General features: G+C 71.0%; 12 protein-coding genes and 1 pseudogene. 3 read left to right on the forward strand and 10 right to left on the reverse strand.

The genetic code is table 11. The features are described from left to right. Window positions 1–36 precede the first annotated feature (36 nt). The 8 genes and pseudogenes from OG349_RS15290 to OG349_RS15325 form a co-directional block, all read right to left on the reverse strand. Window positions 37–324 (reverse strand): hypothetical protein, encoded by a 288-nt coding sequence (locus tag OG349_RS15290; protein ID WP_327235131.1) that lies wholly within the window; start codon window positions 322–324, stop codon window positions 37–39. Window positions 325–506: 182 nt separating this feature from the next. Further along, a pseudogene (locus tag OG349_RS15295) lies at window positions 507–1,734 on the reverse strand (helix-turn-helix domain-containing protein). Between the two features lie 159 nt (window positions 1,735–1,893). Beyond that, window positions 1,894–2,895: a porphobilinogen synthase gene (hemB, locus tag OG349_RS15300; RefSeq protein WP_327235132.1), complete on the reverse strand. Its 1,002-nt coding sequence runs from the start codon at window positions 2,893–2,895 to the stop codon at window positions 1,894–1,896. Between the two features lie 105 nt (window positions 2,896–3,000). Continuing rightward, window positions 3,001–4,659, reverse strand: coding sequence for a bifunctional uroporphyrinogen-III C-methyltransferase/uroporphyrinogen-III synthase (locus OG349_RS15305; RefSeq protein ID WP_327235133.1), 1,659 nt, complete (start codon window positions 4,657–4,659; stop codon window positions 3,001–3,003). Then, window positions 4,656–5,666, reverse strand: a complete 1,011-nt coding sequence (gene hemC, locus OG349_RS15310; protein WP_442806255.1) for a hydroxymethylbilane synthase — start codon at window positions 5,664–5,666, stop codon at window positions 4,656–4,658. The genes OG349_RS15305 and hemC overlap by 4 nt, the downstream gene beginning before the upstream one ends. Continuing rightward, on the reverse strand, window positions 5,663–7,018 hold the full coding sequence (locus OG349_RS15315) for a glutamyl-tRNA reductase (protein WP_327235134.1): 1,356 nt from the start codon (window positions 7,016–7,018) through the stop codon (window positions 5,663–5,665). Before OG349_RS15315 ends, hemC begins: the two co-directional genes overlap by 4 nt. Then, the gene (locus tag OG349_RS15320; RefSeq protein ID WP_327235135.1) at window positions 7,015–7,830 is read right to left on the reverse strand and encodes a redox-sensing transcriptional repressor Rex; all 816 of its coding nucleotides are present in this window, start codon (window positions 7,828–7,830) and stop codon (window positions 7,015–7,017) included. The genes OG349_RS15315 and OG349_RS15320 overlap by 4 nt, the downstream gene beginning before the upstream one ends. Window positions 7,831–8,123: 293 nt before the next feature. Further along, window positions 8,124–8,414, reverse strand: a complete 291-nt coding sequence (locus OG349_RS15325) for a glutaredoxin family protein (RefSeq protein WP_327235136.1) — start codon at window positions 8,412–8,414, stop codon at window positions 8,124–8,126. A gap of 150 nt (window positions 8,415–8,564) precedes the next feature. Between OG349_RS15325 and OG349_RS15330 the strand changes: the two genes are divergently transcribed. From OG349_RS15330 to OG349_RS15340, 3 genes are all read left to right on the forward strand, one after another. Then, window positions 8,565–9,515 carry an HAD family hydrolase gene (locus tag OG349_RS15330; RefSeq protein WP_327235137.1) on the forward strand — a complete coding sequence of 317 codons (951 nt, stop codon included), beginning with the start codon at window positions 8,565–8,567 and terminating at the stop codon, window positions 9,513–9,515. Window positions 9,516–9,885: 370 nt separating this feature from the next. Further along, window positions 9,886–10,680 carry an ECF subfamily RNA polymerase sigma factor, BldN family gene (locus tag OG349_RS15335; protein ID WP_161312899.1) on the forward strand — a complete coding sequence of 265 codons (795 nt, stop codon included), beginning with the start codon at window positions 9,886–9,888 and terminating at the stop codon, window positions 10,678–10,680. 224 nt (window positions 10,681–10,904) lie between these two features. After that, the gene (locus OG349_RS15340; RefSeq protein WP_327235138.1) at window positions 10,905–12,125 is read left to right on the forward strand and encodes a DUF5667 domain-containing protein; all 1,221 of its coding nucleotides are present in this window, start codon (window positions 10,905–10,907) and stop codon (window positions 12,123–12,125) included. A gap of 75 nt (window positions 12,126–12,200) precedes the next feature. Here OG349_RS15340 and OG349_RS15345 read toward each other — a convergent pair whose 3' ends face one another. Continuing rightward, entirely contained in the window at window positions 12,201–13,466 is a 1,266-nt protein-coding gene (locus tag OG349_RS15345) for a lysophospholipid acyltransferase family protein (RefSeq protein ID WP_327235139.1), read from the reverse strand. A gap of 1 nt (window position 13,467) precedes the next feature. Further along, entirely contained in the window at window positions 13,468–14,517 is a 1,050-nt protein-coding gene (locus tag OG349_RS15350) for an NAD-dependent epimerase/dehydratase family protein (RefSeq protein WP_327235140.1), read from the reverse strand. Window positions 14,518–14,524: the final 7 nt, after the last annotated feature.

Consider the following 14,524-nt stretch of genomic DNA (forward strand, 5'->3'; position numbering starts at 1 on the left):
GTTCCTCGGTTACGGTCACGATCGTTCCCTCCTGGGTCACTGGCCCTTGAACCTGCTGCTTGGCGCCCCGGCGGCGCGACTGGGGACGGCGTCGGCCGAAGCATGGCCCGCCCGCCCGGGTTCGTCGGGGGGTCCCAACGGGGAGATCAGCGCGCCCTGCTCGGCCCGGCGGTCGTGGACGGCATCGCGCTGAATCGGGCTCACGTCCGTGGCCAGTGCCGGGACGGGGCGGAGGGTTGTTCCGTCGGCGGGCGCCGACCACTCGTCGCCGCCGCCCGGCGGGCGCAAGTGGTGCGTGCCGGCGCCCACTCCGGGCAGCGTCACGACGACGCCGATTCTTCCCTCCTTGGCGGTATCGCGGGCGAGGTCGCCCAGTCGCGGGCAGAAGGGTCCGGCCGTCCCTAACTCGCCGCCCTGTGAAGGAACATGAGGTGTTGGTCGTCCTGTCATGCCCCAAAAGTTAGGGGAGTGTCAGGGGGCCAATATGAATCGGAGGAATACCGCCTTCAACCGTCGAGGTGGAAGCGGTCCGACATGCGACGCAGCTTCTCGCGGGTGGCGATCCGCTCGGCATGGACGATGCTTCGGAGGGTCGACCGCGCGATCGGATGGTTCCGTACGAGCTGGGGGGCGATCCGCTCCGCGGTCTCCAACTCGGCGAGCGCGCGTTCGCGGTTGCCATCCCACAGCCAGGCCCGGGCGAGGTCCATGTGGTGGTGGCCTCGGCGGGAGTGGGGAAGGGCGGCCACAAGCTCGGGCGCGGTGCGGCGGTTTATGGCGAGGGCCTTGGTCTGCTCGCCGGTCTCCAGGGCGACGCTGATCGCGTGGATCTGCACGTTTCCGGGGGAGAAGGTGACCGAGTGGCGGTCGTAGAGGGGTTGGTTGCGGTGGTCCGCCATCCGGCGGGCGGCATCACGGGCGTGGTTGATCCGCTCGTCCGCCTCGGCGGGTCGGCCGGCGCGGGCTGCGGCGACGGCGGCGCAAGTGGAGGGTCCCCCACATCCGTAGGGCGAGCGGCTCGCCGAGCTCGTATTCACGCTGTACGCCGGCGATGGCTTTGTCGGACAGGGTGAGGGAGTCGTCCCAGTCAGCGGTCGCCCACATGTCCCAGACCCGCATCCAGTCGGCAAGGGCGGGCATGACGGGGTCGGCCGACAGGCGAGCGGCCCAAGCCGCGCGTTCGGCGGCCATGGCGACGAGTTCGGGATGCCCGAGGGCATGCGCGGCGGTGTGGGCGAACTTGCACGCCACGGCGTAAATCGCGAACGCTTCCTCGCGCTCGTGCCCGGTAGCCGCCTCGGCCAAGGCGCGTGCCTCGCGCAGCAGGTCGGGGAGAGTGGCGAGGATCGCCGTGTTGGCGGCGGCGTCCCGCAGGCGGTGCAGACGAGTCATGTCCCGCCACAACTCGCGGGACGGTCGGGGAGCGCCGTCGAAGATCGGCGCGAGGTCGTAGCGGCGCAACTCGCGCAGGATGGATGCGGCGGAGACCTGCCATTGATTCTCGGCCGGGCTCCTCGCGTACGGCCGGCCGATCAGGTCATGGGGATGTACGTGCAACTCGGCGGCGACAAGGTTCAGCAACCCGACCCGGTCCAGCTCGATCAGGCCCCGCTCCATCTTCGACACCCAGCCCTGAGTCTTCCCCAGGGCTGCCGCGAGGTCCGCCTGCGGCATGCCGAGTCGTAGCCTCGCCCTCCGCACACGACGACCGATCTCTTCGGTCTCTTCCCACACAACGGCACCCCCTGGCCTCGGGCGGCGCGGTCAGCCCGTGGGCTGAAGAGGGCCGCAGGTCACAGTCTGCACAGTACCGACGAGGGCATCGCCTTGCCGAACCCAGCAGCATCCGGCAGCACCGCGCGGACACCCGGACCAGGGGGGGCCGACAGCCGCTCAGCGGGAGGACCGGAGCTTCTCCGCGACCTCCGTCGCCCAGTACGTCAGGATCATGGACGCGCCCGCCCGCTTGATGCCCGTCAGGGTTTCCAGGATCGCCGCGTCGCGGTTGATCCAGCCCTTCTCGGCCGCCGCCTCGACCATCGCGTACTCGCCGGAGATCTGGTACGCCGCGACCGGTACGGCCACCTCGGCGGCGATCGCCGCCAGGATGTCCAGGTAGGGCAGGGCCGGCTTGACCATGACCATGTCGGCGCCCTCCTCCAGGTCCAGGGCCAGCTCCCGCAGCGCCTCGCGGGCGTTGGCCGGGTCCTGCTGGTAGGTCTTGCGGTCGCCCTTCAGCGAGGAGCCGACCGCTTCCCGGAACGGGCCGTAGAACGCCGACGAATACTTCGCCGTGTAGGCGAGAATCGACACGTCCTCCTTGCCGATGGTGTCCAGCGCGTCCCGGACGACCCCGACCTGGCCGTCCATCATCCCGCTGGTCCCCAGCACATGGGCCCCCGCGTCGGCCTGGACCTGGGCCATCTCCGCGTACCGCTCCAGCGTCGCGTCGTTGTCGACCCGGCCCTCCGCGTCCAGCACCCCGCAGTGGCCGTGGTCCGTGTACTCGTCCAGGCACAGGTCCGACATGACGACCAGCTCGTCCCCGACCTCCGCCCGCACCGCGCGCAGCGCGATCTGGAGGATCCCGGCCGGGTCCGTGCCCGCCGTCCCCACCGCGTCCTTCTTCGAGTCGTCGGGGACGCCGTAGAGCATGAACCCGGAGACCCCGGCCGACACCGCGTCCACCGCCGCCTTCCGCAGGGTGTCGAGCGTGTGCTGCACGACCCCCGGCATCGAGGACAGCGCCACCGGCTCGCTGATCCCCTCCCGTACGAAGGCGGGGAGGATCAGGTCCGCCGGATGCAGCCGGGTCTCGGCGACCATCCGCCGCATCGCCGGGTTGACCCGCAGCCGCCGGGGGCGCGCGCCGGGGAAAGATCCGTACACAGTCATCGTCAGTCGCCTCTTGCTTGCTTGTTCAGTTCTGATGTCGTCCGGTACGAGAACGGTCTCGGCCACCCGCGAAAAGCCGGGCAGCCGGGACCGCCGTGTCGGCACCTATGTCGTACGCCGCCTGCGGCTGCCGGGACGCCGTTCGCTCGGCCGGGTGACCGGGTCGCCGGCCTCCTTCGCCGCCTCGCGGCGCTGCGTGCCGAACGCGGCGAGCGCCTCGGCCAGCTTGTGCACGGACGGCTCGGGCGACAGGACGTCGACCCGCAGGCCGTGCTCCTCGGCGGTCTTCGCCGTGGCGGGGCCGATGCACGCGATCACCGTCACGTTGTGCGGCTTGCCCGCGATCCCGACCAGGTTCCGCACCGTCGACGAGGACGTGAACAGCACGGCGTCGAAACCGCCGCCCTTGATGGCCTCACGGGTCTCGGCGGGCGGCGGCGAGGCGCGCACGGTGCGGTACGCCGTGACGTCGTCGACCTCCCAGCCCAGCTCGATCAGCCCCGCCACCAGCGTCTCGGTGGCGATGTCGGCGCGCGGCAGGAAGACCCGGTCGATCGGGTCGAACACCGGGTCGTACGGCGGCCAGTCCTCCAGCAGCCCGGCGGCGGACTGCTCGCCGGACGGCACGAGGTCGGGCTTCACCCCGAACTCGATGAGGGAGGCCGCCGTCTGGTCGCCCACCGCGGCGACCTTGATCCCGGCGAAGGCACGGGCGTCGAGCCCGTACTCCTCGAACTTCTCCCGCACCGCCTTCACCGCGTTGACCGACGTGAAGGCGATCCACTCGTAGCGCCCGGTGACCAGGCCCTTGACCGCGCGCTCCATCTGCTGGGGCGTACGCGGCGGTTCGACCGCGATGGTCGGGACCTCGTGCGGGACCGCGCCGTACGACCTGAGCTGGTCGGAGAGCGAGGCCGACTGCTCCTTGGTCCTCGGGACGAGGACCTTCCAGCCGAACAGCGCCTTGGACTCGAACCACGCGAGCTGGTCGCGCTGGGCGGCCGAACTGCGCTCGCCGACGACGGCTATGACGGACTGGTGCCCGTCCGGGGACGGCAGCACCTTCGCCTGCTTGAGGGTCTGCGCGATGGTGCCGAGCGTGGCCGTCCACGTCCGCTGCCGGGTGGTCGTGCCGGCGACGGTGACGGTCATCGGGGTGTCCGGCTTGCGGCCGGCCGCGACCATCTCGCCGGCGGCGGCGCCCACCGACTCCAGGGTGGTGGACACGACGACCGTGCCGTCGCTCGCGCCGATCTCCGTCCAGCACCGCTCGCTCGCGGTCCTGGCGTCGACCAGGCGCACGTCCGTGCCCTGCGTGTCCCGCAACGGCACCCCGGCGTAGGCCGGCACGCCGACCGCGGCCGCGATACCGGGCACGACCTCGAAGGAGATGCCCGCGGCGGCGCACGCGAGCATCTCCGTGCCCGCGCCTCCGTCCAGGCCCGGGTCACCGGTCACCGCACGGACGACCCGCTTGCCGCCGCGCGCTGCCTCCATGACAAGATTGGCAGCGTCCCGGATAGCGGGGATCCCGGCGGCTGTTGACGCCTCGTCGACGACCGTCAGTGCCGGTGTGCTCACCCCCGCCCTGGCATGGCCGCGTACGACTTCGAGCACATCAGGCTCGGCGATCAGAACATCCGCCCCCGCGAGCGCCTCGACGGCGCGAAGTGTCAGCAGACCCGGATCTCCGGGTCCGGCACCGAGGAAGGTGACGTGCCCCGATGCGGAGTAGGCCGTTAGGTCATAGGTGGTGGGGCTCAAAGTCGCTCCCCCATAAGACCGGCCGCACCCTTGGCAAGCATGTCGGACGCGAGTTCGCGACCGAGCGCGATGGCATCCCCGTGCGATGTGGGTACGGGACCGGTGGTGGACAGCTGCACCAGCGTCGAGCCGTCGGTCGTGCCGACGACGCCGCGCAGGCGCATTTCGTTGACAACCTGCTCCTCGGCCAGCAGGTCGGCCAGGGCACCCACAGGTGCGCTGCAACCGGCCTCCAGGGCGGCGAGCAGGGATCGCTCGGCGGTCACGGCGATCCGCGTGTGCGGGTCGTCGAGCTCGGCGAGCACGGCGGCGAGGTCCACGTTGACCGCGGCGCACTCTACTGCCAGGGCCCCCTGGCCGGGGGCGGGCAGAACGGTGTCGACCGACAGGAACTCGGTCACCTCACCGATCCTGCCGATCCGGTGGAGCCCCGCGGCGGCGAGCACGACGGCGTCGAACTCCCCGCTGCGGACGTGTTCGAGGCGGGTGTCGATGTTCCCGCGGATCGGCACGGTCCTTATGGACAGACCGTGGCCGCGCGCGTACGCGTTGAGCTGCGCCGCCCGGCGCGGCGACCCCGTACCGACCCTGGCGCCCGGGGGCAGTTGGCCGAGCCGCAGCCCGTCCCGCGCCACCAGCACGTCCCTCGGATCCTCCCGGACCGGCACGGCGGCCAGCGTGAGGTCGTCGGGCTGCGCGGTCGGCAGGTCCTTGAGGGAGTGCACGGCGAAGTCGACCTCGCCGCGCAGCAGCGCGTCCCGCAGCGCGGTGGCGAAGACGCCCGTGCCGCCGATCTGCGCGAGCTGCTCCCGCGAGGTGTCGCCGTACGTGGTGATCTCCACGAGCTCCACCGGTCGCCCGGTCAGCGCGCGCACGGCTTCGGCCACTTGCCCGGACTGGGCCAGGGCGAGCCTGCTGCGTCTGGTACCCAGCCTCAGCGGCCGTCCGGGCCCGGGGGGCCTGTCGGGCCGCGGAGGCCTCTCGGGCCTCAGTGCCTTCTCGGTCATACTCGCCCTCTGCCTACACCGTCGGTGTCATTCAGGTCGGCCCGGCTGACGGCGGCGACCGTCTGCGGGTCGAGGTCGAAGAGTTCACGCAGCGCGTCCGCGTATCCGGCGCCGCCGGGCTCGCTCGCCAGCTGCTTGACCCGCACGGTGGGCGCGTGCAGGAGTTTGTCGACGACACGGCGCACCGTACGCGTGATTTCGGCGCGCTGCTTCTCGTCCAGATCGGGGAGCCTGCCTTCGAGGCGGGCGACTTCGGTGCTGACCACGTCGGCGGCCATGGCGCGCAGGGCGACCACGGTCGGAGTGATGTGCGCGGCACGCTGGGCGGCGCCGAAGGCGGCCACCTCGTCGGAGACGATCGTGCGCACCAGTTCGACGTCCGCCGCCATGGGGGCGTCGGCGGAGGCCTCGGCGAGCGACTCGATGTCCACGAACCGGATGCCGCCGAGGCGGTGCGCGCCGGCGTCGATGTCCCGGGGCATGGCGAGGTCGAGCAGGGCCAGCGGTGCGGTACGGCCGGTCAGGGCGGCCTCGACGGTGTCGGCGGCGAGGACCAGGCCCGTCGCCCCCGTACAGGACACGACGATGTCGGCACGTGTCAGTTCGCCGGGGACGGCGCCCATCGTCACGGCCCGCGCCCGCACGCCCGTGGAGCCGGGCTCGGTGAGGATCTCGGCGAGCCGCTCGGCGCGCGGCGCCGTGCGGTTGGCGATGACGATCTCCTCGACGCCGGCCCGCGCGAGGGTGGCGGCCGCGAGCGAGGACATCGAGCCGGCGCCGATCACCAGCGCCCGCTTGTCCTTGGCCCAGGCCTCGACGGCCCTGCCCGCGGCGAGCTGTTCGAGCCCGAAGGTGACCAGGGACTGTCCCGCCCGGTCGATCCCGGTCTCGCTGTGGGCGCGCTTGCCGACCCGCAGGGCCTGCTGGAACAGGTCGTTGAGCAGCCGGCCCGCGGTGTGGAGCTCCTGCCCCAGCGCCAGCGCGTCCTTGATCTGCCCGAGGATCTGTCCCTCGCCGACGACCATCGAGTCCAGGCCGCAGGCCACCGAGAAGAGGTGGTGGACGGCCCGGTCCTCGTAGTGCACATAGAGATAAGGGGTCAGCTCGTCGAGGCCGACACCGCTGTGCTGGGCGAGGAGCGTGGACAGCTCGGCGACCCCGGCGTGGAACTTGTCGACGTCGGCGTACAGCTCGATACGGTTGCAGGTGGCGAGGACGGCCGCCTCGGTGGCGGGCTCGGCGGCCAGCGAGTCCTGCAACAGCTTGATCTGCGAGTCGGTGGAGAGCGACGCGTGTTCCAGCACGCTCACCGGGGCGCTGCGATGGCTCAGTCCGACGACCAGAAGGCTCATGCCGGCATCACCGCCGGTACGTCCCCTTCGGGCCCCTTCCGGCTCGCGGTGCGCGGCGGGGCGCTGTCGCGCGGGGCGTCCGCGGCGGCTGCGGCGTCTGCGGGATGCGCGCGCTCGCCGGGCGGCAGGGCGGCCTCGGCCGCGGCCTCCTCGCCGGCCTTGCGCTGCTCGTGGAAGGCGAGGATCTGGAGCTCGATGGAGAGGTCGACCTTGCGGACGTCCACCCCGTCGGGCACGGACAGCACCGTCGGCGCGAAGTTGAGGATCGAGGTCACCCCGGCGGCGACGAGCCGCTCGCAGACCTGCTGGGCGGCGCCGGCGGGGGTCGCGATGACCCCGATCGAGACACCGTTGTCGCTGATGATCTTCTCCAGCTCGTCCGTGTGCTGGACGGGCATCCCGGCGACCGGCTTGCCGGCCATCTCCGGGTCCGCGTCTATCAGCGCGGCGACCCGGAACCCGCGGGACGCGAACCCGCCGTAGTTGGCGAGCGCGGCGCCGAGGTTACCGATTCCGACGATCACGACCGGCCAGTCCTGCGTCAGGCCCAGCTCACGGGAGATCTGGTAGACGAGGTACTCGACGTCGTAGCCCACCCCCCGTGTCCCGTACGAACCGAGGTAGGAGAAGTCCTTGCGCAGCTTCGCGGAGTTGACCCCGGCCGCCGTCGCCAGTTCCTCGGACGAGACAGTGGGTACGGACCGCTCGGACAGAGCGGTCAGTGCCCGCAGATACAAGGGAAGCCGGGCGACGGTGGCCTCGGGGATTCCTCGGCTACGGGTCGCCGGTCGGTGAGTTCGGCCAGTTGCCACGGTGCTCCTGCGGGATGAGCGAGGCTGTAGGCGGCCGTATGTCCCAGGACCGCCCCGTCGAATGCAGGCTATGTCTTTGTGAACGCGTGCACAAAGATGGTGTCCGTTTTGTCCGAGCAAAGTGACCGGGGTCACGCACCCTGATCCCGTGATCCCGGGACCGCCGACCACTTCAGCCTGATGCACACAGGAAGGGGGCAAAACCGCACACACTCCTCACGAAATACGCCCCCGAGACCGCTTCCACCGATGAAATGCCCGGCGAAGCGCCCTGATGTTAACCGGCTTTCCGGTCAGCTCCCCAGTTCGCGACGGAGCCGGGCCTCGTCCACCCGCCAGAACGTGTGCTGCTCCCCGTCCACCAGGACCACCGGAATCTGCTCCCAGTACGCGCGGTGCAGCGCCTCGTCCTGGGTGATGTCCTTCTCCTCCCACGACGCCCCCGTCTCCGCGCACACCGTCTCGATCACCGCGCGGGCGTCGTCGCACAGATGACATCCCGGCTTCGACACGAGCGTGACCATCCGCTCCTCCGCCTTCTTCTTCCCGCGCCGCGACAACGGATTCCGTATCAATGGACTCATGCGGCCATTCTCCGCCCGCGCCGCGCCTTCCGGCGCCGGACGTCCACAGGCGCCCTCTGGTTGCCTGATTAACAGACCGGTCGTGGAGAGTTCACTTCACGGCATCCCGGCCCGTCGGGAAGCACCGAACAGACTGGCTATGCTCACGACATGGCCGCACTGGGATGGCTCACCCCCCGTAGGCGCTCCGCGACAGCCCGGAGTGTGCTGGCGGGCGAGGCCGCAGCCGAGGCAGGACTGAAGTCCACGCAGGAATCGCAGGACGCGCTCGCCGCGGGCGCCGCGCCCGCCGGCGGTGACACACGCGTGCCCGACTTCCCCGTCTTCGGGGACGCCCGCGCCGCCGCCTTCTTCGATCTCGACAACACCGTCATGCAGGGCGCCGCGATCTTCCACTTCGGCCGCGGCCTGTACAAGCGCAAGTTCTTCCAGCGCCGCGAACTCGCCCGGTTCGCCTGGCAGCAGGCGTGGTTCCGGCTGGCCGGCGTCGAGGACCCGGAGCACATGCAGGACGCCCGCGACAGCGCGCTGTCCATCGTCAAGGGCCACCGCGTCTCCGAGCTGATGTCCATCGGCGAGGAGATCTACGACGAGTACATGGCCGACCGCATCTGGCCCGGCACCCGCGCGCTCGCCCAGGCCCACCTCGACGCGGGCCAGCAGGTCTGGCTGGTGACCGCCGCGCCCGTCGAGACGGCCACGATCATCGCCCGCCGGCTCGGCCTGACCGGCGCCCTCGGAACCGTCGCCGAGTCCGTGGACGGCGTCTACACCGGCAAGCTCGTCGGGGAACCCCTCCACGGCCCCGCGAAAGCCGAGGCCGTCCGCGCCCTGGCCACCGCCGAGGGCTTCGACCTGGACCGCTGCGCCGCGTACAGCGACTCGCACAACGACATCCCGATGCTCTCGCTGGTCGGGCATCCGTACGCGATCAACCCCGACGCCAAGCTCCGCAAGCACGCGCGCCGGCTGGAATGGCGGCTGCGCGACTACCGGACCGGCCGCAAGGCGGCCAAGGTCGGCATCCCGGCGGCAGCCGGAGTGGGCGCCCTGGCGGGCGGCACGGCCGCCGCCGTCGCCCTGCACCGCCGCCGCCGCTGACACTCCCCGCGCGACCGCGACCGCGGCATGACTCCGACCACACCCCGGGCGGCCCGCCCGGGGTGTTTCGCGATCCCGGCGTTCTACCCGCGCGTCTCTCCCCGTAGTCACCGTGACGACACTCCGCCACAACCCATCACCGCATCACACAGATCTTGACCAAATCTGATCAGCAAATGGTCACGATGTGCTACTTGATCCGCCGCTTAGCCGTCACAGAAGCGACGTAATCGATGATTTGAGCAACTGGGTGTAGCGCTGCCTGTACGAAGCGTTATTCTCCTCAGACGCATACCGGACCCCACCCGTCACCACGGCGAGTGAACGGTCCCGCACTGCACGTGATGGAAGCTCTGCCTCTGGGAGTCCCGTGTACCCACACGTCGGGGTTGACGCCTCGGGCCTGGCTACGCTGCGCGCAACGGTCCTCGACCATTTGCGCGGCTTCGTCCCCACCGCGTACGCCGTCCCCGCCTTCGCCGCAGCGGCCCCTGCCGTGAGCGGCCCTATCGGACCTTGTTATGCCCTGGCGAGCGGCGGTGCGGCGGTCGGCAGACGGGGAAGCCGAAGCGGCGCCGCCGCCTCGACCACCGCCCGCCGGCCCACCGCCGACAGCGACAGCGCCCGCATGATGGAACTCGTCGAGCGCGCCCAGGCCGGTGAGGCCGAGGCCTTCGGCCGGCTGTACGACCAGTACAGCGACACCGTCTACCGCTACATCTACTACCGCGTGGGCGGAAAGGCGACCGCGGAGGACCTCACCAGCGAGACGTTCCTGCGCGCCCTGCGCCGGATCTCCACCTTCACCTGGCAGGGGCGAGACTTCGGCGCCTGGCTGGTCACGATCGCCCGGAACCTGGTCGCGGACCACTTCAAGTCGAGCCGGTTCCGGCTCGAAGTGACCACAGGCGAAATGCTCGACGCCAACGAGGTCGAGCGCAGTCCCGAGGACTCCGTCCTGGAGTCCCTCTCCAACGCGGCGCTCTTGGAAGCCGTACGGAAACTCAATCCCCAGCAGCAGGAGTGCGTCACACTGCGCTTCCTGCAAGGCCTCTCGGTCGCCGAGACGGCCCGTGTCATGGGCAAGAACGAAGGAGCGATCAAGACCTTGCAATACCGAGCCGTACGCACCCTGGCCCGCCTGCTCCCGGAAGACGCCCGCTGACCGCCGACGACTCAACTCACTTTCGGTGACGCCCTGATGACTCACTGGTCCGATCATCCTCCGCGCGTAACCCAAGTGCCGAGCCGCTCGTTGTGCGGGATGCAGGCTCCCTGCGGTCACGTCACGCTCGCGGCCATTCACTCGATGATGTGGATGCGCTCAAGGTGTGCGACCTTCCGGACCCCCAGGGGAGTCGATCGTCATGACGAGAGGAGGTGCCGCCAGTGATCGCGAACGTTTCGGCACACCGGCGGGCGAACGCCTTCGCCCAGGCCCTGGACGACCGGACGGTTCAGGGCGAGGCGGCCGAACAGCCCGCCGAGTCGGCCGAACCGGCCGAACAGGGGCGGCTGTTGGCCCTGGCGAGTGGTCTCGGTGACCTACCGAGACCCACGCTGGACCCCGAGGTCAAAGTGGTGCAACGAGCACAGCTCGTGGCCGCCATGGAGGCCATGCTGCTCGAAGGCACAGCCGGCGGAGGTATGTCCTCGGGCACCACGGTGCCCGAGCAGCGGACGTCCGGCCGGGGTGCCCACCGGGCCTCCCCGCTCCGGAAACTGCGGCCCAGATCCCGCTGGTCCAAAGGCCTCGCAGCCGGCGGCCTCACGGTCGGGGTGGCGGCCGGCGCGTTCGGCGGGGTGGCCGCGGCCAGCTCCGACGCCCTGCCCGGCGACTCGCTCTACGGGCTCAAGCGCGGCATGGAGGACCTCAAGCTCAACCTGGCGGACGACGACTCCAGCCGGGGCGAGCTCTACCTCGACCACGCCTCGACCCGGCTGAACGAAGCACGCAGGCTGATGGAGCGCGACCGCGCCGGGCACCTGGACCACGAATCCCTGGGCGAGATCAGACGCGCCCTGAGCGGGATGAAGCACGACGCGACCGAAGGTCACCGTCTGCTGCACCAGGCATACGAACGGGACGGCTCCCTCGGCCCGATCGCCACCCTCTCCTCGTTCTCCGCCTCGCACCGCCAGGCATGGAACGGACTCCGCGAACGTCTGCCCGTCCAGTTGACGGACGTGGGCGACGAGGTCAGTTCGGTCTTCGACGCGATGGACGAAGAGGTCGCCCCACTCCAGTCGATGCTGCCGCGGGCCCCGGAGAGGCGCAGGACCGAAACCCGGCCCGGCGCCACGCAGGACTCCACGGGGAGCCCACGTACCGACCCCACCAGCGCACCCGCCACACCCGGCACCAGCGAGAGCGGCTCGCAGACCAGCGACACGCCGCGCCCCTCGGGCTCCGGTCCGGACCACGCCTCGGAGGAGGGCCTGCTCGGCGGCAAGACCGGCGGCCTGCTCGACCCCCCGCCGAACAGCGTCCTGCCGATGCCGTCCGCACCCAAGGACAGCACCGACCGCCCGGGTCCTGACGTCACGATCCCGCCCCTGCTGCCCGACCTGCTCCCAGGGCTGGGCATCCACGCGGAGGACGCGGACTAGCGCACGGACATGGCTGAGGCGGGGCTCCCACCAGGAGCCCCGCCTCAGCGGTGAGCCACCTCAGAAGAACCCACCTCAGAAGAACACCGACCGCCGCTGCACCAGCAGCTTGTACAGCGTGTGCTGGATCTGCTCCCGTACCTGATCGGTGAGGTTGAACATCAGCATCGGATCCTCCGCCGCCTCCGGCGGATACCCGTCCGTCGGGATCGGTTCCCCGAACTGGATCGTCCACTTCGTCGGCAGCGGCAGCGCCCCCAGCGGCCCCAGCCACGGAAACGTGGGCGTGAGCGGGAAGTACGGAATGCCCAGCAGCCGCGCCAGCGTCTTCGAGTTGCCGACCATCGGGTAGATCTCCTCGGCCCCGACGATCGAACAGGGCACGATCGGCACCCCGGCCCGCAGCGCCGTCGAGACGAACCCGCCCCGGCCGAACCGCTGGAGCTTGTACCGGTCGCCGAACGGCTTGCCGATGCCCTTGAAGCCCTCCGGCATCACCCCGACGACCTCGCCGCGCTCCAGCAGCCGCTCCGCGTCCTCCGCGCACGCCAGCGTGTGCCCGGCCTTGCGCGCCAGCTCGTTGACCACCGGCAGCATGAACACCAGATCGGCCGCCAGGAGCCGCAGATGACGGTCCCCGGGGTGGTTGTCGTGCACGGCGACCTGCATCATCAACCCGTCCAGCGGCAGGGTCCCCGAGTGGTTGGCCACGACGAGCGCCCCGCCCTCCGACGGGATGTTCTCGATGCCCTTCACCTCGACCCGGAAGTAGTTCTCGTAGACCGGCCGGATCAACGACATCAGGACCTGGTCGGTCAGCTCCTTGTCGTACCCGAACTCGTCGACCTCGTAGTCCCCGGTGACCCGCCGGCGCAGAAACGCGAGACCGCCCGCGATCCGCCGCTCCCAGCCGCCCGGCTCCCCGCCCGTACCGCCGTCGGCGTCCCCGTCGTCACCACCCGCCGCACCGCCGGCACCACGGCCCGTACCACCGTCCGCACCGCCGCCGGCCGCCGTCGCGGGGCCACCGCCCGCCGCCCGGACCGCGGCGTCCGCCTCCGCCCCGGCCGCCGCGGCCGCCGCCTCCGACAGCCCGCCCAACGGCTCCTCGCCGTCCGGCAGGCCGCCGTCCTCAGGTGTGTCCGGCTCGGGCTCCGGTACGGGCGTCAGCGGACCCTGCTTGCGCCCCTGGCCCGCCCCCGTACCCGCACCCGGCCCGGAGCCGCTCCCCCCGGCCCCGTGCCCGCGCTTCCCGGCCCCGTCCTTGGCCTGCTTGGGACGGCCGGCCGCCCCCCGCCGCCTCGGCTCGTCGCCGAAGGGGATCACCTTGGCATCGGCCATGTCAGCTGCGCTCCTTGCTCGCGAGAGTACGAACGGCGGTGGAGAGCCGGTCGACCGCGTCGGCCACCGCCTGGGGCGGCAGCAGCCCCGCACCCCGGCTGCGGGCGAAGTCCGCGAAGGCCTGCGCCGTGGAGTACGTCGGTTCAAACCCCAGTGTCTCGCGCATCTGGTCCGTACTGACGACCCGGCCGTGGGTCAGCAGCCTGATCTGCTCGGGCGAGAAGTCCGTCATGCCGACGGTACGGAGCGCCGAACCGACCCAGGTGACGGCGGGCAGCAGCACCGGCACGGTGGGCCGCCCCAGCCGTCGCGAGCACTGCGAGAGCAGCAGCACACCCTCCCCCGCCACGTTGAAGGTCCCGCTGTTGAGCGTCCCGCGCCGCGGCTCGTCGGCCGCGATCAGCAGGACGTCGATCACGTCGTCCTCGTGGACGAACTGCAACCGGGGGTCGTATCCGAAGACGGTCGGCAGGACGGGCAGCGCGAAATACTCCGCCAGCGGCGAATCCGCTGCAGGACCGAGGATGTTCGCGAACCGCAGCACACAGACGGCCACATCGGGCCGCCGCCGCGCGAAGCCCCGGACGTACCCCTCGACCTCCACGGCGTCCTTCGCGAAGCCGCCGCTCGGCAGCGACTTGGGCGGGGTGGTCTCGGTGAAGACCGCCGGGTCGCGGGGCGCGGAGCCGTACACACTCGTACTGGACTTCACGACCAGCCGTTTGACGGTCGGTGATTTCTGGCAGGCGCCGAGCAGCTGCATCGTGCCGATGACGTTGGTCTCCTTGACCGACGCGCGGCCGCCGGTGCCCAGCGGCGTACCGGTCACATCCATGTGCACCACGGTGTCCACACGGTGTTCGGCGAGAACGCGCGCTATGGCGGGCTGCCGGATATCGGCGCGGACGAATTCCGCGCCACCCAGGTGATGCTCGGGCGGAACCGCGTCGACGGCGATCACCCGGTCGACGCCGGAGTCGCGTTGAACGCGCCGTACGAAGCGGCCTCCGAGTTGCCTGGCCGCTCCGGTCACGAGCACGACCTTGCCCAAGATCAGC

The sequence above is a fragment of the Streptomyces sp. NBC_01317 genome (genome assembly GCF_035961655.1).
Taxonomy (GTDB): Bacteria; Actinomycetota; Actinomycetes; order Streptomycetales; family Streptomycetaceae; genus Streptomyces.

Bases quoted from the DNA above. Each gene is read 5' to 3' on its own strand.
- hemB (WP_327235132.1), bottom strand. From the start codon at position 2,895: ATGACTGTGTACGGATCTTTCCCCGGCGCGCGCCCCCGGCGGCTGCGG.
- hemC (WP_442806255.1), bottom strand. From the start codon at position 5,666: ATGACCGAGAAGGCACTGAGGCCCGAGAGGCCTCCGCGGCCCGACAGG.
- OG349_RS15315 (WP_327235134.1), bottom strand. From the start codon at position 7,018: ATGAGCCTTCTGGTCGTCGGACTGAGCCATCGCAGCGCCCCGGTGAGC.
- OG349_RS15325 (WP_327235136.1), bottom strand. From the start codon at position 8,414: ATGAGTCCATTGATACGGAATCCGTTGTCGCGGCGCGGGAAGAAGAAG.
- OG349_RS15330 (WP_327235137.1), top strand. From the start codon at position 8,565: ATGGCCGCACTGGGATGGCTCACCCCCCGTAGGCGCTCCGCGACAGCC.
- OG349_RS15345 (WP_327235139.1), bottom strand. From the start codon at position 13,466: ATGGCCGATGCCAAGGTGATCCCCTTCGGCGACGAGCCGAGGCGGCGG.